The sequence below is a fragment of the Pseudomonas sp. MYb541 genome, from assembly GCF_037479595.1.
Lineage (GTDB): Bacteria > Pseudomonadota > Gammaproteobacteria > Pseudomonadales > Pseudomonadaceae > Aquipseudomonas > Aquipseudomonas canadensis.
The window spans coordinates 82,346-103,469 of sequence record NZ_JBBGYS010000006.1 but is presented as its reverse complement, the minus strand read 5'-3'; the positions used below and the strand labels follow the sequence as shown (position 1 = coordinate 103,469).

At 58.8% G+C, this 21,124-nt stretch carries 21 protein-coding genes; 7 read left to right on the top strand and 14 right to left on the bottom strand.

Annotated features, from left to right (window positions below; all coding sequences use genetic code 11):
- Nucleotides 1-101: 101 nt before the first annotated feature.
- Both WH299_RS05760 and grxD read left to right on the top strand, forming a co-directional pair.
- A complete protein-coding gene (locus tag WH299_RS05760; RefSeq protein WP_339549832.1) occupies nt 102-2,210 on the top strand; it encodes a molybdopterin oxidoreductase family protein in 2,109 nt (702 codons plus the stop codon).
- A gap of 77 nt (nt 2,211-2,287) precedes the next feature.
- Nucleotides 2,288-2,626, top strand: a complete 339-nt coding sequence (gene grxD, locus WH299_RS05755) for a Grx4 family monothiol glutaredoxin (RefSeq protein WP_339549831.1) — start codon at nt 2,288-2,290, stop codon at nt 2,624-2,626.
- Nucleotides 2,627-2,695: 69 nt separating this feature from the next.
- Here the strand turns inward: grxD and bfr are convergent, their stop codons facing one another.
- Nucleotides 2,696-3,169 carry a bacterioferritin gene (gene bfr, locus WH299_RS05750; RefSeq protein WP_028619062.1) on the bottom strand — a complete coding sequence of 158 codons (474 nt, stop codon included), beginning with the start codon at nt 3,167-3,169 and terminating at the stop codon, nt 2,696-2,698.
- A 201-nt stretch (nt 3,170-3,370) separates the two neighbouring features.
- Complete coding sequence (locus WH299_RS05745; protein WP_010564137.1) at nt 3,371-3,589, bottom strand: bacterioferritin-associated ferredoxin; 219 nt, start codon at nt 3,587-3,589, stop codon at nt 3,371-3,373.
- A 244-nt stretch (nt 3,590-3,833) separates the two neighbouring features.
- Between WH299_RS05745 and WH299_RS05740 the strand changes: the two genes are divergently transcribed.
- Nucleotides 3,834-4,436 carry a peroxiredoxin gene (locus WH299_RS05740; RefSeq protein WP_003172097.1) on the top strand — a complete coding sequence of 201 codons (603 nt, stop codon included), beginning with the start codon at nt 3,834-3,836 and terminating at the stop codon, nt 4,434-4,436.
- Between the two features lie 227 nt (nt 4,437-4,663).
- Here WH299_RS05740 and rnt read toward each other — a convergent pair whose 3' ends face one another.
- Together rnt and pyrC are read right to left on the bottom strand one after the other, a co-directional pair.
- On the bottom strand, nt 4,664-5,335 hold the full coding sequence (gene rnt, locus WH299_RS05735; protein WP_010212742.1) for a ribonuclease T: 672 nt from the start codon (nt 5,333-5,335) through the stop codon (nt 4,664-4,666).
- Complete coding sequence (pyrC, locus tag WH299_RS05730; RefSeq protein WP_122724048.1) at nt 5,332-6,378, bottom strand: dihydroorotase; 1,047 nt, start codon at nt 6,376-6,378, stop codon at nt 5,332-5,334. The genes rnt and pyrC overlap by 4 nt, the downstream gene beginning before the upstream one ends.
- Before the next feature lie 156 nt (nt 6,379-6,534).
- Between pyrC and WH299_RS05725 the strand changes: the two genes are divergently transcribed.
- The 3 genes from WH299_RS05725 to WH299_RS05715 all read left to right on the top strand — a co-directional run bounded on the left by WH299_RS05725 (nt 6,535) and on the right by WH299_RS05715 (nt 10,046).
- A complete protein-coding gene (locus WH299_RS05725) occupies nt 6,535-7,443 on the top strand; it encodes a flagellar protein MotY (RefSeq protein WP_122724050.1) in 909 nt (302 codons plus the stop codon).
- A 129-nt stretch (nt 7,444-7,572) separates the two neighbouring features.
- Entirely contained in the window at nt 7,573-8,790 is a 1,218-nt protein-coding gene (locus tag WH299_RS05720; RefSeq protein WP_010212738.1) for an argininosuccinate synthase, read from the top strand.
- Nucleotides 8,791-9,413: 623 nt separating this feature from the next.
- Nucleotides 9,414-10,046 (top strand): response regulator transcription factor, encoded by a 633-nt coding sequence (locus WH299_RS05715; RefSeq protein ID WP_028619065.1) that lies wholly within the window; start codon nt 9,414-9,416, stop codon nt 10,044-10,046.
- A gap of 84 nt (nt 10,047-10,130) precedes the next feature.
- Here WH299_RS05715 and WH299_RS05710 read toward each other — a convergent pair whose 3' ends face one another.
- The 4 genes from WH299_RS05710 to metG form a co-directional block, all read right to left on the bottom strand.
- Entirely contained in the window at nt 10,131-10,313 is a 183-nt protein-coding gene (locus WH299_RS05710; RefSeq protein WP_028619066.1) for a PA3496 family putative envelope integrity protein, read from the bottom strand.
- A gap of 107 nt (nt 10,314-10,420) precedes the next feature.
- Nucleotides 10,421-11,059, bottom strand: coding sequence for an endonuclease III (gene nth, locus WH299_RS05705; RefSeq protein ID WP_028619067.1), 639 nt, complete (start codon nt 11,057-11,059; stop codon nt 10,421-10,423).
- Nucleotides 11,060-11,117: 58 nt separating this feature from the next.
- On the bottom strand, nt 11,118-12,074 hold the full coding sequence (gene rsxB / locus WH299_RS05700; RefSeq protein ID WP_122724052.1) for an electron transport complex subunit RsxB: 957 nt from the start codon (nt 12,072-12,074) through the stop codon (nt 11,118-11,120).
- A gap of 208 nt (nt 12,075-12,282) precedes the next feature.
- Nucleotides 12,283-14,334, bottom strand: coding sequence for a methionine--tRNA ligase (metG, locus tag WH299_RS05695; protein WP_339549830.1), 2,052 nt, complete (start codon nt 14,332-14,334; stop codon nt 12,283-12,285).
- Nucleotides 14,335-14,505: 171 nt separating this feature from the next.
- On the opposite strand from metG, the gene apbC reads away from it, so the two are divergent.
- Entirely contained in the window at nt 14,506-15,600 is a 1,095-nt protein-coding gene (apbC, locus tag WH299_RS05690; protein ID WP_339549828.1) for an iron-sulfur cluster carrier protein ApbC, read from the top strand.
- Nucleotides 15,601-16,092: 492 nt separating this feature from the next.
- Here the strand turns inward: apbC and fdxA are convergent, their stop codons facing one another.
- From fdxA to WH299_RS05660, 6 genes are all read right to left on the bottom strand, one after another.
- Nucleotides 16,093-16,416 (bottom strand): ferredoxin FdxA, encoded by a 324-nt coding sequence (gene fdxA / locus WH299_RS05685; protein WP_122724058.1) that lies wholly within the window; start codon nt 16,414-16,416, stop codon nt 16,093-16,095.
- Nucleotides 16,417-16,558: 142 nt separating this feature from the next.
- Nucleotides 16,559-19,138 (bottom strand): DNA mismatch repair protein MutS, encoded by a 2,580-nt coding sequence (gene mutS, locus WH299_RS05680; protein ID WP_269132968.1) that lies wholly within the window; start codon nt 19,136-19,138, stop codon nt 16,559-16,561.
- A 51-nt stretch (nt 19,139-19,189) separates the two neighbouring features.
- Nucleotides 19,190-20,179 carry a tyrosine-type recombinase/integrase gene (locus WH299_RS05675; protein ID WP_159954506.1) on the bottom strand — a complete coding sequence of 330 codons (990 nt, stop codon included), beginning with the start codon at nt 20,177-20,179 and terminating at the stop codon, nt 19,190-19,192.
- A gap of 10 nt (nt 20,180-20,189) precedes the next feature.
- Nucleotides 20,190-20,384, bottom strand: a complete 195-nt coding sequence (locus WH299_RS05670; protein WP_005785292.1) for a DUF4224 domain-containing protein — start codon at nt 20,382-20,384, stop codon at nt 20,190-20,192.
- A gap of 86 nt (nt 20,385-20,470) precedes the next feature.
- Nucleotides 20,471-20,680 carry a hypothetical protein gene (locus WH299_RS05665; RefSeq protein WP_177007894.1) on the bottom strand — a complete coding sequence of 70 codons (210 nt, stop codon included), beginning with the start codon at nt 20,678-20,680 and terminating at the stop codon, nt 20,471-20,473.
- A 49-nt stretch (nt 20,681-20,729) separates the two neighbouring features.
- Nucleotides 20,730-21,122, bottom strand: coding sequence for a phage protein NinX family protein (locus tag WH299_RS05660; RefSeq protein ID WP_339549825.1), 393 nt, complete (start codon nt 21,120-21,122; stop codon nt 20,730-20,732).
- Between the last annotated feature and the right edge of the window lie 2 nt (nt 21,123-21,124).

The window sequence follows — 21,124 nt, the reverse complement described above, 5'->3', positions numbered from 1 at the left end:
GGCCTGGCCTGATGCAGGCCGATTCACGGGACGAACATTGGTGGCGCCCCCGTCGGTCTCGACCCATAGTGGGATCAAAGCCCCTATAAAAGAGACTGGCCATGACCAAGACTCTCCACCACCGTGCCTGCCACCTGTGTGAAGCCATTTGTGGCCTGACCCTGGAAACCACCCAAGCCGACGACGGCAGCCTGGCGATCACCTCGATCAAGGGCGATGCGTTGGATACGTTCAGCCGTGGGCACATCTGCCCCAAGGCCGTCGCGTTGCAGGATATCCAGAACGATCCCGACCGCTTGCACCAGCCCATGTTGCGGGTCGGTAGCGAATGGCAGCCGATTGCGTGGGAAGACGCCTTCGCGCTTGTAGCCGAGCGGTTGTCAGGCATACAGGCGCAGCATGGGCAGAATGCGGTGGCGGTGTACCAGGGCAACCCCAGCGTGCACAACTATGGGCTGATGACTCACAGCAACTACTTCCTGGGCCAGTTGAAGACGCGCAATCGGTTTTCCGCGACGTCTGTGGACCAGTTGCCCCATCACCTCACCAGTTACCTCATGTACGGCCACGGCCTGTTGCTGCCGATCCCGGACATCGATCACACCGACTTCATGCTGATCCTGGGGGGCAATCCGCTCGCGTCCAACGGCAGCATCATGACCGTGCCCGACGTGGAGAAGCGCCTCAAGGCGATCCAGGCGCGGGGCGGCAAAGTGGTGGTGATCGACCCACGGCGCAGTGAAACGGCGGCGATGGCCGACCAGCATCTGTTCGTGCGTCCAGGCGGTGATGCGGCGTTGTTGTTCGGCGTGCTCAACACCTTGTTCAGCGAGAACCTGACCCGCGACAGCCATTTACCGATTGAAGGCCTTGAGGACGTACGGCGCGCTATCGCTGGGTTTACCGCCGAGGCCATGAGCCGCCAATGTGCGGTGCCTGCCGAGCAGATCCGCCAGTTGGCGCGGGACTTTGCTGCAGCCGACAAGGCCGTGTGCTACGGGCGCATGGGCGTGTCGACCCAGGCATTCGGCACGCTGTGCCATTGGCTGGTGCAGTTGATCAACCTGGTGACTGGCAACCTGGACCGCGTCGGAGGCGCGTTGTGCACCACGCCGGCGGTGGACCTGGTGGCGTCGACCGGTGGAGGGCATTTCAATCGCTGGCAGAGTCGGGTTTCCGGGCGTCCGGAGTACGGTGGCGAGTTGCCTGTGTCGGCCCTGGCTGAGGAAATGCTCACCGAGGGTGAAGGACAAATCCGTGCATTGGTCACGGTCGCGGGTAATCCCGTGTTGTCGACGCCGAACGGCCGGCAATTGGAACAGGCCCTCGATGGGCTGGAGTTCATGGTCAGCATCGACCTCTACATCAACGAAACCACGCGCTATGCCGACCTGATCCTGCCGTCTACGTCGGCGCTGGAAAACGATCATTACGACACCACCTTCAATATGTTTGCGGTGCGTAACGTCACCCGCTTCAATCGGGCGATCTTGCCCAAGCCTGCGGGCGCGCTGCATGACTGGGAGATTTTTGTCGGCCTGGCCAAAGCCTTCGCTGCTTACAATGGTGTCGCGCTCAAGCCGACGATGCCCCCTGCGCAAATGATTGATTTCGGTCTGCGTGCGGGCGCCTATGGTGATGCATCCAGCCACAAGTTGTCCGTGGCCATGCTGGCGGATTATCCCCACGGCGTGGACTTAGGGCCGCTGCAACCCAACCTTTCAGCGCGTTTGAAAACCGCCGATGGCAAGGTGCAAGCGGCGCCGCCAGTGATCCTTGCCGACCTGGTGCGTTTTGCCGCGCAACCGGTGCCTATCGATGACGAACTGCTGCTGATCGGTCGCCGCCATGTGCGCAGTAATAATTCGTGGATGCATAACTATCACCGGCTGGTGAAGGGCAAGCCGCGCCATCAATTGCTGATGCATCCGGACGATCTGGCCAGTCGTCAATTGAGCGATGGCCAGCGGGTCCGTGTCAGCTCGCGCATCGGCATGATCGAAGTGGAAGTGGTGGCCAGCCTGGACATGATGCCCGGCGTGGTAAGTCTGCCTCATGGTTGGGGTCACGGACGGCCGGGAGTACAGATGACTATCGCCAGTGGGCAGCCAGGGGCGAGTGCCAATGATTTGACCGACGAACGGCAACTGGACGAGCTATCGGGCAATGCAGCGCTCAATGGCGTGCCGGTGCAGGTAGCAGCCGCCTGAGCACCAGGCTGGAATTTTGCGTTACAATGCGCCACCGTGCCGACCTGTGAGTCGCAAAGTTCCAGCCGAGGTGTTCCATGGATATCATCGAAACGATCAAAGAGCAGATTGCCAACAACACCATTCTGCTTTACATGAAGGGCGCGCCAAACGCTCCTCAGTGCGGTTTCTCCGCGAAGGCGTCCCAGGCCATCATGGCGTGCGGCGAAAAATTCGCTTACGTGGATATCCTGCAAAACCCTGAAATCCGCGCCAACCTGCCGAAGTACGCCAACTGGCCGACCTTCCCACAACTGTGGGTTGCCGGTGAGCTGGTCGGCGGTAGCGACATCATCACTGAAATGGCCGCAGACGGTTCGTTGCAGTCGTTGATCAAAGATGCAGCGGCAAAAGCGGCAGTCAAGACTGAAGCTTGATCCGGACGCAATAAAAAGCCCCGCTTCTCGTGAGAGAGCGGGGCTTTTTTGTACCTGCGAGCTGGGGGCTTATTCTTCGCCCATCTGCGATTGCAGGTAGTTTTCCAGGCTGACTTTGTCGATCAGGCCCAGTTGGGTCTCCAGCCAGTCGATGTGTTCTTCCTGGTCTTCGAGGATGTCTTCCAGCAGTTCGCGGCTGCCGAAGTCACCTTTGCTTTCGCAGTGAGCGATGGCGGCCTTGAGGTCGCTGTGGCTCTTGTGTTCGAACTTCAGATCGCTGCTGATCATTTCCTGGGTGTGCTCGCCGATGTTCAGCTTGCCCAGGTCCTGTACGTTCGGCAGGCCTTCCAGGAACAGGATGCGCTTGATCAGCGCGTCCGCATCTTTCATGGCCTTGATGGATTCTTTGTATTCGCGCTTGCCCAGCTTTTCCAGGCCCCAATCGTCATACATGCGCGCATGCAGAAAGTACTGATTGATCGCGACCAGTTCATTGGCAAGGATTTTGTTGAGTTGCTGGATGACTGAGATGTCGCCTTTCATGACTGGGGTCCTGCCCTGTAATAGCTGTGTATAAGGCGGAGTTTGAGCGGCGAATTCCCTAGTGTCAAACCTAAGTTATTGAATAATAAATGAAAATTAATCGGAATAAGAATGTTTGTGTTCCGCGTCTTGACGCTAACTAATTGAATTGCGGGCATAAAAAAACCGGACACTAAGTCCGGTTCTTTAAAACACGCCCAATCAGGCGTGTGTAAATTCTGCTGAATAGGGGAGCGCGGCCTGGGCTGTCTGCAGCTGCGTCAGGGTTTCCCGTACCACTTGCTTGGCGAGGCAAGCGCATTTACCGCACTGGCTGGCAACGCCGGTGGTTTCACGCACTTCCTTGTAGCTGCAGCAACCTTCATAGATTGCTTCGCGGATTTGTCCGTCGGTGACGCCAGTACAGAGGCACACATACATAAGGGAGAACCGTCGCGGGTTTAAGGCTTAAGTGCGATGGATCTTAATGTTAACGAGAATGATTGTCAAAGTAGATTCGTAGGGTATTTGCTGGCACCGCGCCCGCACTGACGAACGGTTTTTTCAGTGTATGATGGTCGGTCTTCACGAAGCGTGACTGCGTCACAGGGCTGTCGCTTATTAACGGCAGACTCGAGGCCGGTCCTTTTACTTCAATCGTCACCTCTACATCAGGAGATACCCAATGAGCGTACTCGTCGGCAAACAAGCCCCGGATTTCGACGTCCCAGCCGTCCTCGGCAATGGCGAAATCGTAGACAGCTTCAAACTGTCTGAAGCCATCAAAGGCAAATACGGCCTGGTGTTCTTCTACCCGCTGGACTTCACCTTCGTCTGCCCTTCGGAGCTGATCGCTCTGGACCACCGCATGGACGATTTCAAGGCGCGCAACGTTGAAGTGGTAGCTGTTTCCATCGACTCCCATTTCACCCACAACGCCTGGCGCAACACCGCCATCAATGATGGCGGCATCGGCAAAGTCAAATACACCATGGCTGCCGACATGAAGCACGACATCGCAAAGGCCTACGACGTTGAGTCTGAAGGCGGCGTGGCCTTCCGTGGCGCTTTCCTGATCGACGACAAGGGCGTTGTCCGCTCCCAGATCATCAACGACCTGCCACTGGGTCGTAACATGGAAGAGCTGATCCGCCTGGTCGACGCCCTGCAATTCCACGAAGAGCACGGCGAAGTCTGCCCTGCCAACTGGAAAAAAGGCGACAAAGGCATGAACGCTTCGCCAGAAGGCGTTGCGGCTTACCTGACCGAGAACGCTGGCAAGCTGTAAGCCAGGTTCGAGGTACAAAAAAACCGGCCTGAGAAGGCCGGTTTTTTTTGTGGTGAACGGGCTTGCCCCGCGCTGGGCTGCGCAGCAGCCCCAATCCAGGCAGCGCATTTATTCAGTTAAACCTCGCAGGCAGGTTTTAGGGCTGCTTCGCAGCCCAGCGCGGGGCAAGCCCGCTCACCACAGTAAGCCCGCACACCATAGTCGGCGGGCTCACCACAAAAGCGCTGTTAGTCGTTGAAGTCTTCCCAGCCGCCCATGTCTTTCCAGCGGTTGACGATGCCGCAGAACAGCTCGGCGGTTTTCTCTGTGTCGTAGCGAGCCGAGTGAGCCTCACGCCCGTCAAAGTCAATACCGGCGGCCTGGCAGGCTTTCGCCAACACGGTCTGGCCATACGCCAGGCCGGCGAGGGTGGCCGTGTCGAAGCTGGAGAACGGGTGGAACGGGTTGCGCTTCATGTCCAACCGCGCCACGGCGGCGTTCAGGAAACCCAGGTCGAAACTGCTGTTGTGGCCGACCAGGATCGCGCGTTTGCAGCCATTGGCCTTCAACGCCTTGCGCACACCACGGAAGATATCGGTCAGCGCCGCTTCTTCACTCACCGCCATGCGCAGTGGGTGATCAAGCTTGATGCCCGTGAATTCCAAAGCGGCGGCTTCGATATTCGCGCCTTCAAACGGTTCGACGCGGAAGAAGTGGGTGTGTTCCGGGAACACAAAACCCTGCTCGTCCATGCCGATGGTGGTTGCGGCGATTTCCAGCAATGCGTCGGTGGCGCAATTGAAACCACCGGTTTCTACGTCGATGACAACCGGCAGATAGCCGCGAAACCGCTCGGCCATCGGATGACGCGAACCGCCACCACTGTGCTCATGTTCGTCATCGTAATGGTCTTCACTCACTTGCTTTCCTCCAGCAGGCGCCAGCGCAGTGTTTCACCGGCGCGCAGCGGGATGACAGTCAGCTCGCCAAACGGCAGGCTGGCAGGGGCGGTCCAGTCTTCACGGACCAGGGTGATGCGGTCGGTATTCGCCGGCAGGCCGTAGAAACGCGGGCCGTTGAGGCTGGCGAAACCTTCGAGCTTGTCCAGGGCGTTACGCTGTTCGAACGCTTCGGCATACAACTCGATCGCTGCATAGGCGGTGTAGCAACCGGCACAGCCACACGCCGCTTCCTTGGCGTGCTGGGCATGAGGCGCGGAGTCGGTGCCGAGGAAGAACTTCGGATTGCCGCTGGTCGCTGCATCCAGCAAGGCCACCTGGTGGGTGTTGCGCTTGAGGATCGGCAGGCAATAGAAGTGCGGTCGAATCCCGCCCACCAGCATGTGGTTGCGGTTGTATAGCAAGTGATGCGCGGTGATCGTCGCGCCGACGTTGGCGGAGGCCTCGCTGACGAACTGCACGGCATCGGCGGTGGTGATGTGTTCGAACACCACCTTGAGGGTCGGGAACAGCTCGACCACACGGCGCATATGCTCGTCGATGAAGATCTTCTCGCGGTCGAAGACATCCACGTCGCCACGGGTGACTTCACCGTGGATCAACAGCGGCATGCCGACTTCGGCCATGGTTTCGATGGCCGGCAGGATCTTGTCGATACTGGTCACGCCGGAATCGGAGTTGGTCGTCGCGCCGGCCGGGTACAGCTTGGCGGCGTGCACGAAACCGCTGGCCTTGGCCTCGCGAATCTCTTCGGGCTGGGTGCGGTCGGTGAGGTAGAGCACCATCAACGGTTCGAAGCGGCTGCCGGCCGGTCGTGCAGCGAGGATACGCTGGCGATAGGCATCGGCTTGCTCGGCATTACGCACCGGAGGTACCAGGTTAGGCATGATGATGGCGCGGCCAAACGTGCGCGCGACATCGGCCACGGTGTGGGGTAACGCAGCACCATCGCGAAGATGAATATGCCAGTCGTCGGGACGCAGCAGGGTCAGGCGGTCGGACATTGGGGATTCCAGGCGGGTCAATCTGGTGGGAATGCTACCGGAAAAGACGCTTTCAGGCACTCGCTATCAAGTTTTGCAGGATGCAACCGATAGCCTTGGGTATGCCTTATCGATGTATGACGCTTTGAAGTGTTGTAGAAACCAGTGGAGCCTCACGTGCGCCAGCAATATCTAGCCCTGCTCAGTGTGTTCGCCAGCCTGCCTGCGATGGCCCTCACGTTCCAGACACGTCTGGAGAATATTGAGTGGAAGGTGGAAGGCGACCAGTTCGAGTGCCGCTTGACCCAGCCAATCACCGATTTCGGTTCGGGTGAGTTCGTGCGCCGGGCCGGCGAGCAGGCGACATTTCGCCTGAAAGCCTACAACGGCTCGCTGGGAGCCGGTTCGGCCACGTTGCTGGCCGCCGCTGCGCCGTGGCAGCCGGGGCGAGGCGATATCAACCTCGGCGCCGTGCGTGCCGGCAGTGGCGATGTACTGTTCAACAGCTCCCAGGCGCAGGCCGGGCGCTTGTTCAATGGCTTGCTGGAAGGGCGTAGCCCGACCGTGCGGCACTATGGGCGTGAGGGCGGCTATTCGGAAATCCGTCTGCTGCCGGTTAAATTCAACAAGGCCTACAACGATTACCAGCTGTGCACCGCCAAGCTGTTGCCGATGAATTATGACCAGGTCAAACAGACTGAAGTCGGTTTCCCGGGTGGCGGAATCGAGCTGGACGCGCTCGCCAAGAAGAAACTCGACGTGATTCTCGCGTTCATGAAAGCCGACCCCACCGTCAACCATATCGAGTTGAACGGTCATTCGGACAACAGCGGCAACCGACTCACCAATCGCGACGTCTCGCGCCGTCGCGGCCTGGCGGTCATGGACTACTTCAAGGCCAACGGGATTCCGGAATCGCAGATCACCCTGCGTTTCCACGGCGAAAGCTACCCATTGGCGCCCAACACCAACGCGGCCAACCGGGCACGTAACCGCCGCGTGAATATTCAGCTAGAGCGCGTGGCTGCCCCCGAGAAACCGGCCCCCACGGCCACCGGCCCAAGCAACCCCGCGCACACCTCCTAAGGTGCGACCATCGGTCGCCCGTTCGACATAATCTGTCGCTTTATCTTCATTTGCTGTCGCGCCCCTGTAAATTCGCGGTTTTGGTCGGTAGAATCGACGCCTTTCCGTACAACCCCGTGGAGTGATGGCATGGCCGACGTAAACAAGGTCGTTCTCGCGTATTCCGGCGGCCTGGACACTTCGGTGATCCTCAAGTGGCTGCAGGATACTTATAACTGTGAAGTGGTGACCTTCACCGCTGACCTGGGTCAGGGCGAAGAGGTCGAACCAGCACGTGCCAAGGCGCAAGCCATGGGCGTGAAAGAGATCTACATTGACGACCTGCGCGAAGAGTTCGTCCGCGATTTCGTTTTCCCGATGTTTCGCGCCAACACCGTCTACGAAGGCGAGTACCTGCTGGGTACCTCCATCGCACGTCCGCTGATCGCCAAACGCCTGATCGAAATCGCCAACGAAACCGGCGCCGACGCCATTTCCCATGGCGCTACCGGCAAGGGCAACGACCAGGTGCGTTTCGAACTGGGTGCCTACGCGCTCAAGCCTGGCGTGAAAGTGATTGCCCCTTGGCGTGAATGGGACCTGCTGTCCCGTGAAAAGTTGATGGATTACGCTGAGAAGCACGCAATCCCGATCGAGCGCCACGGCAAGAAGAAATCCCCGTACTCGATGGACGCCAACCTGCTGCACATCTCCTATGAAGGTGGCGTGCTGGAAGACACCTGGACCGAGCACGAAGAAGACATGTGGAAGTGGACCGTCTCCCCGGAGAACGCTCCCGACAAGCCGCAATACCTGGAGCTGACCTACCGCAACGGCGACATCGTCGCGCTGGACGGCGTCGAAATGACTCCGGCCACCGTACTGGCGACCTTGAACCGTATCGGTGGCGAACACGGTATCGGCCGTCTCGACATCGTCGAGAACCGCTACGTGGGCATGAAGTCCCGCGGCTGCTACGAAACCCCAGGCGGCACCATCATGCTGCGCGCCCATCGCGCCATCGAGTCCATCACCCTGGACCGTGAAGTGGCTCACCTCAAAGACGAGCTGATGCCCAAGTACGCCAGCCTGATCTACACCGGCTACTGGTGGAGTCCTGAGCGTCTGATGCTGCAACAGATGATCGACGCTTCCCAGGTTCACGTGAACGGCGTTGTGCGCCTGAAGCTGTACAAGGGCAACGTGATCGTTACCGGTCGCAAGTCCGATGAATCGCTGTTCGACGCCAACATCGCCACCTTTGAAGAGGACGGCGGCGCTTACAACCAGGCGGACGCGGCAGGCTTTATCAAGTTGAACGCATTGCGCATGCGCATTGCGGCCAACAAAGGTCGCTCGCTGTTCTAAGTCTCAACGTGTTGTGAAGAATGGCCCCTTGCTAAAGGGGCCATTTTTTTTGCCTGTGATTCTGTGAAGACTTTTATGTTTATAACGATTAAACGGCCGTGGATGTTTTTCCTCAAAACCTTTACCAAAAATTGGGTTTGAATGAATTATTGTTCAAATGTTGTAGGGGGAATGAATTTTTTACATCTGTGTAGGAACTGGTCTTACAGATAATTCACTCATACAAGTGCGGAGAAGAGACAAAACATTGAATGGTCTGTAGGAATTAAGGATGTAAGTGGATATGTTAAATGGAACTAAAGCAGACGCCTCATTCTGGCCGTTTCCCCCTGCGGCGGGCGAGAGACAAGGGGCATTTCCTGAGAGTCATGTGCGGCACGTTTACCCAGCCCCCTATAAGCCACGGATATTTCACTCAAAGTATGTAGGCCCCCGGAAAGTTCTGAAAGGATCCATAAAACCTGATCCCTCCGAGAGGGCGTTTTTTTGTAGGGCAATTCCTTTATCACTGTGGGGTGGGTCTCTGCTTGCTGTTGCTTGGGGGGTAACGCTATGCCAACTAGGAAACGACTAGGCTATTGTGCTTGCTCTAAATAATTCGAACAGCGAAATTGGACTTTCTCATGAATAAAGTGCTGATCGTGGACGATCATCCCGTCATTCGTCTTGCTGTGCGTATGCTAATGGAACGTCATGGTTATGAGGTCGTTGCCGAGACCGATAACGGTGTCGATGCGTTGCAACTTGCGCGGGAGCATATGCCGGACATAGTGATACTGGACATCGGTATTCCCAAACTTGACGGCCTGGAAGTTATTTGCCGGTTGTCTTCCACCAAGCAGGCTGTGCCATTCAAGGTGCTGGTCCTCACATCTCAGGCCCCTGGTCACTTTTCCATGCGTTGCATGCAGGCGGGAGCGGCAGGCTACGTATGCAAGCAACAGGACCTGACCGAGTTGCTGAGTGCTATCAAGGCGGTCCTGTCGGGCTACAGCTATTTCCCGAACCAGGCGCTCAACTCGGTACGCTCCACCATGGGCAATGCCAGCGAGGCCGATATGGTCGAGCGCCTCTCCGGGCGAGAAATGATGGTATTGCAGCAACTGGCGCGGGGCAGGACCAACAAGGAGATCGCCGACGGCATGTTTCTTAGCAACAAGACCGTCAGCACCTACAAGACGCGTTTGCTGCTCAAGCTCAATGCGCGTTCACTGGTGGACCTGATCGAGCTGGCCCAGCGTAACGGCTTGGTATAGAGGAGGGCATAGCACAGCGTATTGTCAGGGGCACCGGCAGAAAAAAGCCTCCGCGAAGGAGGCTTCCGGCTGTCGATTGCTCGATCAGAGGTCGAAGTCGTAATCGGCCAGCTGTTTTTGCAAGCGTCGTTCTTCCAGGAGATTATCGATAGTGCGGCGTTTGCTTAAATTGGTCTTGGCGACCTCTGCCACAGGCGCCTCTGCCCCATCGTCGTCCGACTCAACGAGGTCGTCTTCCACTTCCAGTTGCTCTTTGCCAGTGCTCATAAGGTTCACTCCGGGCTAAGACTGCCGTTGGCGCTCCTTATAACGATAATCCATGATCCGGTAAAAAAGATTTTTTCAATCGATTGATCGAGAAAATCAATGATCTGTCAATCGTCGGACGTCTTGTCCTTGTATTCGCACAGGTCTTCGATGCGACAGCTGCCGCAGCGCGGCTTGCGGGCCTGACAAACGTAGCGGCCATGAAGGATCAGCCAGTGGTGGGAATCCAGCAGATAGGGCTTGGGCACGAACTTCATCAGCTGCTTTTCCACCTCCACCACGTTCTTGCCACGGGCGATGCCGGTTCGATTGCTGACCCGGAAGATATGGGTGTCCACCGCCATGGTCAGTTGCCGGAACGCGGTGTTGAGCACCACGTTGGCGGTTTTGCGCCCGACGCCTGGCAGGGCTTCCAAGGCTTCGCGGGTTTGCGGTACTTCACTGCCGTGCAGTTCCACCAGCAGGCGGCAAGTTTCAATGACGTTCTTGGCCTTGCTGTTGTACAGGCCAATGGTCTTGATGTATTCCGACAACCCATCCACACCCAATGCATGGATTGCTTCGGGAGTATTCGCCACAGGGTACAGCTTGGCTGTGGCCTTGTTCACGCCGACGTCCGTGGATTGAGCCGACAGGATCACCGCAATCAGCAACTCGAACGGCGTGGTGTAGGCCAGTTCGGTCTTGGGTTCTGGATTGTCTTCGTGGAGCCTGCGGAAAATTTCCAGGCGTTTTGCGGCGTTCATGGGGTGGGGTTTCCCTGGCAGTCGATCGGCGGGATTGTAGCAATACAGGTTTTGCGGGTCAGGTGTTGCCGTGGGCATCCACTTGACGCTGCGCCTCTTCTAAGTTGTGTTGCGCCTCGGCCAGTTGTTGCGGGCTGGCGTTTAAGTCATGAGCTTTCTTCAATTCCACGCGGCGCATTGCCAGCTGGATTTTCGCGCGCTTGAGGTCGGCAGTATTCGAAGTCGTACCTACTGCCTTCGGTGCGGTGCCCAGTTCCAGCGCGGTCAGCGCTTGTTCTGCCGCTTCGAACTGCTGCTGCAAGACGATCAACTGCGACTGTTGATCAAAGGTTGGTGGGTGACCGAAGGCCTTCAAGGATTTATGCAGTTGTGCGCGACTCATGGCGACCGTGATTTTGGCTTTCTTGATCGCTGCGTCCTGTGCTGTACCGACCTGCACAGGCAAATCCGGTACTGAGCGTTTTGCCCGAGCCAGGCGTTCAGCGAGCTTCTGCGCTTCTTCCCGTTGCAGCCGTGCATTGCGTTGTTCATAACGGCGTCTTGCCCGGTCGCGCTTGAGAGCTCGTCCTTGCCGTTGCTGATCGTTGGTGGCCAGGCCACCCACAATCGGTAATACGGTGGCGGTCGGACGCATTTCAATGCAGTCAACGGGGCAGGGCGCGACGCAGAGATCGCAACCGGTGCACTCATCGACGATGACCGTGTGCATCAGCTTGGCTGCGCCGACAATGGCATCCACCGGGCAGGCCTGGATGCACTTGGTGCAACCAATGCACTCGGCCTCGCGGATATAGGCGATCTGGGCCGGAGCTTCCCCTCGGCTGATATCCAATTCCAGCACCGGCACGCGCAACAATTGCGCAAGACCCGCAATGGTTTCCTGTCCCCCGGGCGGGCACTTGTTGATCGCTTCGCCTTGAGCAATACCCTCAGCGTAAGGTTTGCAGCCTGGGTGCCCGCATTTGCCGCATTGGGTCTGCGGCAGCAGCGCGTCGATACGTTGAATGAGATTCATGGGGTGATCATGGGCATGCCGGTTAAGCAAACTGGGCTGGGGTGGTTGCGCTTTCTTGTGGTGAGCGGGCTTGCCCCGCGCTGGGGCGCGAAGCGGCCCCATCATTGCCACCACGGTTTTTACAGATAGAACCGGGTGCCTGGTTTTAGGGCCGCTTCGCAGCCTCGGGCGGGGCAAGCCCGCTCACCACAAATACTAACTTTGCAGGCTACTTGATCCGTTGGCCCGGCTTCGCACCACTGTCAGGACTGAGCAGGTAGATCTCTTCCCCACCCGGGCCGGCCGCCATCACCATGCCCTCGGACATGCCGAACTTCATTTTCCGAGGTTTGAGGTTGGCGATCATCATGGTCAGGCGACCATCCAGCTTGGATGGGTCCGGATAAGCGCTCTTGATGCCGGAGAACACGTTGCGTTGCTCGCCACCGAGGTCCAGGGTCAGGCGCAGCAGCTTGTCGGCACCTTCTACGGCTTCGGCCTTGACGATCAGCGCGACACGCAGGTCTATGGCAGCGAAAGCATCAAAGTCGATTTGCGCAGAGATCGGATCTTTGGCCAACTCACCATTGCCCGCGGGCGCAGCCGAACCGGTATCGGTCTGGCTGGCGACCAGGTCTTCTTTCGAAGCGTCGGTCATCGCCTGGACTTTGACCGGGTCGATACGGGTCATCAGCGGCTTGAACTCGTTCAACTGATGGTTGCTGAGCAGCGTGGTGTGATCGTTCCAGGTCAGCGGCGCCACGTTGAGGAACGCCTCGGCGTCGGCGGCCAACAACGGCAGCACCGGCTTGAGGAATATCACCAGTTGGCGGAACAGATTGACGCCCGTGGCGCAGATCGCCTGCACTTCCGCCTGCTTGCCTTCCTGTTTGTTCAGCGACCACGGTGCCTTGTCGGCGATCCAGGCGTTGGCACGGTCGGCCAGGCCCATGATTTCGCGCATGGCACGGGCAAAGTCGCGGGCTTCATAGGCATCGGCGATGCTTGGCGCAGCGGCCAGGAAGGCGTCGGTCAGTTCCGGAGCGGCGTTCTCGGCCACCAGCAGGCCAGCGTTGCCCTTGTGGATAAACCCGGCACAACGGCTGGCAATGTTGACGACCTTGCCGACCAGGTCCGAGTTGACCTTCTGTACGAAGTCTTCCAGGTTCAGGTCCAGGTCATCGACGCCACGGCCCAGTTTGGAGGCGTAGTAGTAGCGCAGGTATTCCGGCGACAGGTGGTCCAGGTAGGTGCGCGCCTTGATAAAGGTGCCACGGGACTTGGACATCTTCTGGCCGTTGACCGTCAGGTAGCCGTGCACCGCGATGGCGGTCGGCTTGCGATAGCCCGAACCTTCAAGCATTGCCGGCCAGAACAGCGCGTGGAAGTTGACGATGTCCTTGCCGATGAAGTGGTACAGCTCGGCAGTGGATTCCTTGCTCCAGAACGCGTCGAAGTCCAGATCCGGAGTGCGGTCGCACAGGTTCTTGAAGCTGGCCATGTAGCCGATCGGCGCGTCCAGCCACACGTAGAAGTACTTGCCCGGCTCGCCCGGGATTTCGAAGCCGAAGTACGGCGCATCGCGGGAGATGTCCCACTGCTGCAGGCCGCTGTCGAGCCATTCGGAGAGTTTGTTGGCCACGGCGTCCTGCAAGGTGCCGCTTCGGGTCCAGGTTTGCAGCATCTGCTGGAAATCCGGGAGCTTGAAGAAGAAATGCTGGGAATCCTTGAGCACCGGGGTGGCGCCAGAGATCGCCGACTTAGGGTTCTTCAGCTCGGTGGGCGCGTAGGTCGCACCGCATTTCTCGCAGTTGTCGCCGTATTGGTCTTCAGTGCCGCATTTCGGGCAGGTGCCCTTGATGAAGCGGTCGGCCAGGAACATTTTCTTTTCCGGGTCGAAATACTGGGTCACCGAACGCTGGTCGATATGCCCGGCTTCTTTCAAACGCAGATAGATCTGGCTCGACAGCTCGCGGTTTTCTTCGGAGTGGGTCGAGTGGAAGTTGTCGAAATCCACCAGGAACTCGGCAAAGTCGGCGCTGTGTTCAGCCTGCACGTTGGCGATCAGTTGTTCCGGGGTGATCCCTTCCTTTTCGGCGCGCAACATGATGGCCGAACCGTGGGCGTCGTCCGCGCAGACATAAATGCATTGGTTGCCACGATGCTTCTGAAAGCGCACCCACATATCGGTCTGGATGTACTCAAGCATATGGCCAAGATGGATGGAACCATTGGCATAGGGCAGGGCGCTGGTGACGAGGATCTTGCGTGGCTCGGACATGGGGCTCGGCTACTTGATGAAACGGAGGTCGGCCACTATAAAGCGCCGGGAAATATATTTCACCCCGTGGCGCTGTTTCAGAATCTTCCGAACCTGCGAAAGCATGCCGTAACGCCGCTGGAACGGTTAGGATAGCCGCCTGTTTCAGTCAGTCTTTTTCGGGAGTAGCCCATGAGCGCCGTCAATCGCGCAGCGGTGGAAGCCGTGCTTCGCCAGTACACCGACCCTTATTTGAACCAGGACCCGGTCAGTGCCGGCTGTGTGCGTGCCATCGACGTCCAGGGCGACCAAGTGTCGGTCCAGTTGGAACTGGGTTATGCCGCCGGTCTGTTCAAGAGCGGTTGGGCGCAGATGCTGCAGATGGCCATCGAGGGCTTGGACGGCGTGCGTTCGGCCAAGGTCGACATCCAGTGTGTGATCGTTGCGCACAAGGCCCAGGCGCAAATCCCAGGGCTGGCCAACGTCAAGAACGTGGTGGCTGTGGCCTCCGGCAAGGGCGGCGTGGGCAAGTCCACCACGGCGGCCAACCTGGCCCTGGCCTTGGCCCGCGAAGGCGCACGCGTGGGCATCCTTGATGCGGATATCTACGGCCCGAGCCAAGGCGTGATGTTTGGCATCGCCGAGGGCACACGGCCTAAGGTCAAGGATCAGAAGTGGTTCGTGCCGATCGAGTCCCTGGGTGTGGAAGTGATGTCGATGGCCTTCCTTACCGATGACAACACGCCGATGGTCTGGCGCGGGCCGATGGTCTCCGGCGCCTTGCTGCAACTGGTCACCCAGACCGCCTGGGGCGACCTGGACTACCTGGTGATCGACATGCCTCCAGGCACCGGTGATATCCAGCTGACCCTGGCGCAGAAAGTCCCGGTGGCTGGCTCGGTGATCGTCACCACGCCCCAGGACCTGGCATTGCTCGACGCGAGAAAAGGCGTGGAAATGTTCCGCAAGGTCAATATCCCGGTGCTGGGCGTCGTGGAGAACATGGCCGTGCACATCTGCTCCAACTGCGGCCACGCCGAGCATCTGTTCGGCGAAGGCGGTGGCGAGAAGCTTGCCACCCAGTACGGGGTGGAACTGCTGGCTTCATTGCCACTGTCGATGGTGATTCGTGAACAGGCGGACGGTGGCAAGCCGACTGTTGCGGCGGACCCTGATGGCCAGATAGCCATGGTGTATCAGGAGCTGGCCCGCCATGTGGGCGCGCGTATCGTGCTGCAGGAAGCCGCTGCGCCGGCGATGCCGACCATCACCGTCAGCGACGACTGAGGGCATTGAAGGGAAAAAGCCTCGACGGTGTCGGGGCTTTTTCATGGCTGGACGGTGGTCAAGGCGGGTTTATTTCTCATTTACGCAATTGGTCGTGTAAGCATTTGCTTACTTTTTCGTAAGCGTTTGGTTTTTTTGCCCGCCAAGTACGTCCCGGTTCATCGAGAGTGTTTTCTATCCTTTTGAAAAATAACAATTAATTATTATCTGCTGAGCATGAAAGCCTGTCGGTCGCAGGAATGGATCCCGTTGAACTTCCTTCGGAACTCTCTAACATCAGCCCTGTGTCCACGGATTGACACAGCCATCAAGGAACGATGGTTTAGGGAACGTCGCAGGATGCGATTCATCAGGATGATGAAAAGGAATACAGGGACTAGGGAAAAAATGTGGGCGGGTCATACCGCCCCTTTTTTTTGCCTGTAGGAAAGTGAAACCTGCTTTCCAGAAACGCAAAAAGGCCCGCAAGGGGCCTTTTGGGAGGCGAAGCTATCAGCGCTCGAGGTCTGCAATCTTACCTTTTTTGCCATCCCACTCCGCTGCATCCGGCATCGGGTCTTTGCGTTCAGTGATATTCGGCCAGATTTCCGCCAACTCGACGTTCAACTGAATGAACTGCTCCATACCTGCCGGGACTTCGTCCTCGGAGAAAATAGCGACGGCCGGGCATTCAGGTTCACACAGGGCGCAATCAATGCACTCGTCCGGGTGGATGACCAGGAAGTTCGGGCCTTCGTAGAAGCAGTCCACCGGACATACTTCCACGCAGTCGGTGTACTTGCACTTGATGCAGTTGTCGGTAACGACGAAGGTCATTTCTAATTCTCTCCTCAGGCGGCGGCGGCGAAACCCTTTGTGGCAGGGCTCGCGAGGTTCGGGAGCGATAGTCTGCAGGCCAGGCTAATAGCCTGCAGCATCCCAAACCGCGCGAGAGTCTACCAGCTTGCTGGCCTCAGCGTTATATCCGAGTCTTCAGTGCATATAACATTTCGAGCGCTTTTCGCGGCGTCAAGTCATCCAAGTCAAGCTTTGCCAACTCATCCAGCACCGGGTGGGGCAGGCTAGCGAACATGTCGCTCTGATGCGGCGCCGCCGGTTTGCTGGAGGCTTTGGCAGGGCTGGCGACCACGGTTTCATGGGGCAGCGCCGTGGTTTCCAGGCGGCTGAGGTGTTCGCGGGCGCGGGTGATTACGTCATTCGGCACGCCCGCCAGTTGGGCCACGGCCAGGCCGTAACTCTGGCTGGCTGGCCCCGGCAGCACGTGGTGCAGGAACACGATGCGCTCGTTGTGCTCAGTAGCGTTCAGGTGCACGTTGGCCACCAGTGGTTCGCTTTCCGGCAGCACGGTCAGCTCGAAATAGTGCGTGGCAAACAGCGTGTAGGCACGCAGATGCGCCAGGCGTTCGGCTGCCGCCCAGGCCAGGGACAGGCCGTCGAAGGTGCTGGTGCCGCGGCCCACTTCGTCCATCAGCACCAGGCTGCGTTCGGTGGCGTTATGCAGGATGTTGGCGGTTTCGCTCATCTCCACCATAAAGGTCGAACGGCCACCGGCCAGGTCGTCGCTGGAGCCGATCCGGGTGAAAATGCGGTCCACCAGGGACAGCTCGCAACTGGCCGCCGGCACAAAGCTGCCGATATGCGCCAACAGCACGATCAATGCCGTCTGGCGCATGTAGGTGGATTTACCGCCCATGTTCGGACCGGTGATCACCAGCATGCGGGTATCGTCGTCCAGCGACAGGTCGTTGGCGACGAACGGCGTGGTCAACACTTGCTCTACGACCGGGTGGCGACCTTGCACGATGCGCATGCACGGCTCGCTGACAAAGCGCGGGCAGTTCAGGTCAAGGTTCAGCGCGCGCTCGGCCAGGTTGCTCAGCACATCCAGCTCGGCCAGGGCGGCGGCGGTGTCCTGCAGCGGTGCCAATTGGCTGATCAGGTCTTCCAGCAGGTTCTCGTAGAGCATCTTTTCCCGCGCCAGGGCACGACTCTTGGCCGACAGTGCCTTGTCTTCGAACTCTTTCAGCTCTGGGGTGATAAACCGCTCGGCGCCTTTCAGTGTCTGGCGACGTTGATAGTCGATGGGCGCCGACTCGGCCTGCTTGCTCGGCAATTCGATGAAATAGCCGTGCACGCGGTTGTAGCCGACTTTCAGGTTGGCCAGGCCGGTACGGGCTTTTTCGCGGGCTTCCAGGTCAATCAGGAACTGCCCGGCGTTTTCGCTCAGGGCTTGCAGCTCGTCCAGCTCGCTGTCGTAACCGGTCTTCAGAACGCCGCCGTCACGGATGATTGCTGGCGGGTTGTCGATGATGGCTTTTTCCAGCAACGCCGCCAGCTCCGGGTAAGTACCGGCGGTGACCGCGAGCTGTTGCAGGTGCGGCGTGTCCAGTTCGGTCATCGCCGCTTGCAATTGTGGCAAGGCACCGAGGGCGTCACGCAGGCGCGCCAAGTCACGCGGACGCGCGTTACGCAGGCCGATCCGCGCCAGGATGCGCTCGATATCGCCGATTTCCTTCAACTGTGGCTGCAGCTTTTCAAAGCGATAGCCGTCCAGCAGGCAAGTAATAGAAGTCTGACGCGCCTGCAGCACACTCAGGTCGCGTAGCGGACGATTCAACCAACGCGTCAGCAAGCGGCTGCCCATAGCGGTCTGGCAACGGTCGACCACCGATTGCAGAGTGTTGTCACGCCCGCCGGCCAGGTTGGTGTCCAGCTCCAGGTTGCGACGGCTCGCGCCATCGAGTACCACGGTGTCGTCCAGACGCTCATGACGCAGGCTGCGCAAATGCGGCAGGGCGGTGCGCTGGGTTTCCTTGGCGTAACCCAGCAAGCAACCGGCGGCACCGATGGCCAGGGTCAGGGTTTCACAACCGAAGCCTTTAAGGTCTTGTACTGAGAACTGCTGGCACAGACTTTTCAGCGCCGAGTCACGCTCGAAATCCCACGGCGCACGGCGCTTGGCCCCACGGCGTTTTTCCGCCGGCAGATCCTTCGGCCAATCGTCCGGGATCAACAGCTCAACCGGGTTGATGCGCTCCAGCTCTGCCAGCAAGTTCTCCCAGCCCTTGATCTCCAGCACGCTGAAGTTGCCGCTGGTGATATCCAGCACCGACAGGCCAAACAGACGCTCATCACCCAACACCGCCGCAATCAGGTTATCGCGACGCTCATCCAGCAGCGCCTCATCACTCACCGTCCCCGGCGTAATAATGCGCACCACCTGACGTTCTACCGGACCCTTGCTGGTGGCCGGGTCGCCGATCTGCTCACAGATCACCACCGACTCGCCCAGCTTCACCAGCTTGACCAGGTAACCTTCCAACGAATGGTAAGGAATCCCACACATCGGAATCGACTGCCCCGCCGACTGCCCACGCGCCGTCAGGGTGATATCCAGCAGCTTGGCGGCCTTCTTCGCGTCTTCGTAGAAGATCTCGTAGAAGTCGCCCATGCGGTAGAACATCAACTGATCAGGGTGCTGGTTCTTGAGGCGCCAGTACTGCTGCATCATTGGAGTGTGGCTTGAAAGGTCTGTCATACGGGGCTTTCGGCTCTACCTGTCTATTTGACAATTCACATCTGTCTAATACTACAGGGATTTTTTAGGCATTGTCGGCGGTAGGCCTACGTTGATTTTGCGCAGGCGCAGATAACGTTGCGTCATCTTGGCATCGGTGTGGCCACCGAGCTTTTGTGCGTCGTTGCCCTGGTCGTCCGTGTCGGAAAGCGACTTCGCGCGTAGGTCGTGGAGGCTGGCATCCTCGACGCCGGCCTTCTTGCAACTGATCGCAAATGCATCCTTGACCGAGCTGTAGTGCACCGGCTTTCCGCCGCGCGGCGAGCAGAACAATGTAAGCCCGCGGATCTTGCGTGGAAGCGCCTTTGCCCGCGCCACCAGGTCTTCCAGGTCTGGCGTCATCTGCACCAGCAGCCTCGCGTTCGTCTTCTCCTGTTTGAAGGCGATGCCCTCGGGGCTAATGTCGGCCAACCGGATGGCCAGCACGTCACCGATTCGCTGGCCGGTTAGATAGCACATCTCATAGATGACTCGCATGTTGTCGCTTGAGTTGGCGCAGATCGCCTGGAACTCGCCGTGAGTGATGTACCTGTCGCGCTTATGCTCCAGGTGCCGCCGCACGCCGATGCACGGATTCGAATCGACGATCTGCTGCTCTAGGGCGTAGGTGAACACTGCCCGCAGTACTGAGATCACACGGTTCGACATATTTGGCGTGTCCGCCATGTGCAGCTTGAGCGCGACGACGTGACGCTGAAGAACCTCCCGCGGCTCGAAGTCGGCGAAGTTTTCCTTCAGTCGCTCGGCCGCTGCCTCGTATTGTTTGAGCGTATTCGGCTTCAGCGCCGGCTTCGTTCTGGTGCGCATGTGCTCGAGCGCGTCGTCGATCAGTTTGGGCATCCCGCCCAGGCTGCGCTTGTCCAGCAGCATGGCGTATTCGGCGAGAGACGCTTGAAACTCTGTGCCGAGGCGCAACCACTTGCCCTTTCGGACCAAGTAGTACGCGCCGTGCTTCTGGTACATGCACGCCGGCAGATGCCGGTCCTTCTTGCGCGGTCGCATCTATCTCACCTCAGCACAGCCGCAACTCCGGCCCCTTCCTTGATTGAATACCACCCAGCCGCCCGATGACAACCTGGCGCAGCACCTTTGGGTGCCCATCACCACCTACCGCGAACCCGTATCGTTCGGCGGTCAGCCACTTTATCTGTGCCCCTGGCTTTTTGTATCCGGTCAGGTCGGCAACTTCCTCTGCTGTCAAAAACATACCTACCTCCCGCGGACCCTGCCGGGCCGCGCTTTCTTGATCAATTTAATTTGGTGTCCTTGCCGCGCTGGGCGGCAGAAGGTGGGTTATTTGTTCGGCCAGCCGATCGGCATGCCGTCAGGACGTATCAAGTGCGCAGGCAGGTCTTCGCGCATGCACATGGGAGCGGTGCCCGGCACGCCACAGGTCGGACACCCGGACTGAGCGCCGTGGCATACCGAATGCAGAACGGGAAACCCGCTGAGGCAGCGCACTTTCTCGGCGTCGTACTCGCTACACGGAATTCTTTCGGACATAGGAATACCTCGCCCGCCGCTCACCGGCAGGCATGTAGGGGGATTGGGTTTAGGCGAGTTCTGCGGGGACGCTGATGGTTTCGCCTAGCTTGGTGGCCACGATCGCGCGGCACGCGGCTATGAGGTGGGTACTACCTTCGCAAGCCTTGTAATGCAGCGAGCTGGAAAGCGCGACGATGGGCTCGTTTCCGTATTGATCTTCTGGCCCAGTGCCAGCGGTTACAAAGCTGATCCGGTGCATATCAATCAGCAGTCCGCCTTGGCTCCAGTCAGTAGATGGCGTGTAGAGATTGGTCCAGCATCCGCCCTCTGGTAGCTGGTAGATGCAGCTGATGCCATGTTCGGTGGTTTTGACTTCCTCCGCCCCGCTCGCAATGGCTACCGCCCAGTCCAAAGCCTTGCCGGTAAGGTCGGCGACTCTCACTTCAGTCTTTGCGTTCATGG

What these genes read in the sequence shown, in the direction of transcription:
- WH299_RS05760 (WP_339549832.1), top strand. Translation starts at nt 102, where the DNA reads ATGACCAAGACTCTCCACCACCGTGCCTGCCACCTGTGTGAAGCCATT.
- grxD (WP_339549831.1), top strand. Translation starts at nt 2,288, where the DNA reads ATGGATATCATCGAAACGATCAAAGAGCAGATTGCCAACAACACCATT.
- bfr (WP_028619062.1), bottom strand. Translation starts at nt 3,169, where the DNA reads ATGAAAGGCGACATCTCAGTCATCCAGCAACTCAACAAAATCCTTGCC.
- WH299_RS05745 (WP_010564137.1), bottom strand. Translation starts at nt 3,589, where the DNA reads ATGTATGTGTGCCTCTGTACTGGCGTCACCGACGGACAAATCCGCGAA.
- WH299_RS05740 (WP_003172097.1), top strand. Translation starts at nt 3,834, where the DNA reads ATGAGCGTACTCGTCGGCAAACAAGCCCCGGATTTCGACGTCCCAGCC.
- pyrC (WP_122724048.1), bottom strand. Translation starts at nt 6,378, where the DNA reads ATGTCCGACCGCCTGACCCTGCTGCGTCCCGACGACTGGCATATTCAT.
- WH299_RS05720 (WP_010212738.1), top strand. Translation starts at nt 7,573, where the DNA reads ATGGCCGACGTAAACAAGGTCGTTCTCGCGTATTCCGGCGGCCTGGAC.
- WH299_RS05715 (WP_028619065.1), top strand. Translation starts at nt 9,414, where the DNA reads ATGAATAAAGTGCTGATCGTGGACGATCATCCCGTCATTCGTCTTGCT.
- WH299_RS05710 (WP_028619066.1), bottom strand. Translation starts at nt 10,313, where the DNA reads ATGAGCACTGGCAAAGAGCAACTGGAAGTGGAAGACGACCTCGTTGAG.
- nth (WP_028619067.1), bottom strand. Translation starts at nt 11,059, where the DNA reads ATGAACGCCGCAAAACGCCTGGAAATTTTCCGCAGGCTCCACGAAGAC.
- rsxB (WP_122724052.1), bottom strand. Translation starts at nt 12,074, where the DNA reads ATGAATCTCATTCAACGTATCGACGCGCTGCTGCCGCAGACCCAATGC.
- metG (WP_339549830.1), bottom strand. Translation starts at nt 14,334, where the DNA reads ATGTCCGAGCCACGCAAGATCCTCGTCACCAGCGCCCTGCCCTATGCC.
- apbC (WP_339549828.1), top strand. Translation starts at nt 14,506, where the DNA reads ATGAGCGCCGTCAATCGCGCAGCGGTGGAAGCCGTGCTTCGCCAGTAC.
- fdxA (WP_122724058.1), bottom strand. Translation starts at nt 16,416, where the DNA reads ATGACCTTCGTCGTTACCGACAACTGCATCAAGTGCAAGTACACCGAC.
- mutS (WP_269132968.1), bottom strand. Translation starts at nt 19,138, where the DNA reads ATGACAGACCTTTCAAGCCACACTCCAATGATGCAGCAGTACTGGCGC.
- WH299_RS05675 (WP_159954506.1), bottom strand. Translation starts at nt 20,179, where the DNA reads ATGCGACCGCGCAAGAAGGACCGGCATCTGCCGGCGTGCATGTACCAG.
- WH299_RS05670 (WP_005785292.1), bottom strand. Translation starts at nt 20,384, where the DNA reads ATGTTTTTGACAGCAGAGGAAGTTGCCGACCTGACCGGATACAAAAAG.
- WH299_RS05665 (WP_177007894.1), bottom strand. Translation starts at nt 20,680, where the DNA reads ATGTCCGAAAGAATTCCGTGTAGCGAGTACGACGCCGAGAAAGTGCGC.
- WH299_RS05660 (WP_339549825.1), bottom strand. Translation starts at nt 21,122, where the DNA reads ATGAACGCAAAGACTGAAGTGAGAGTCGCCGACCTTACCGGCAAGGCT.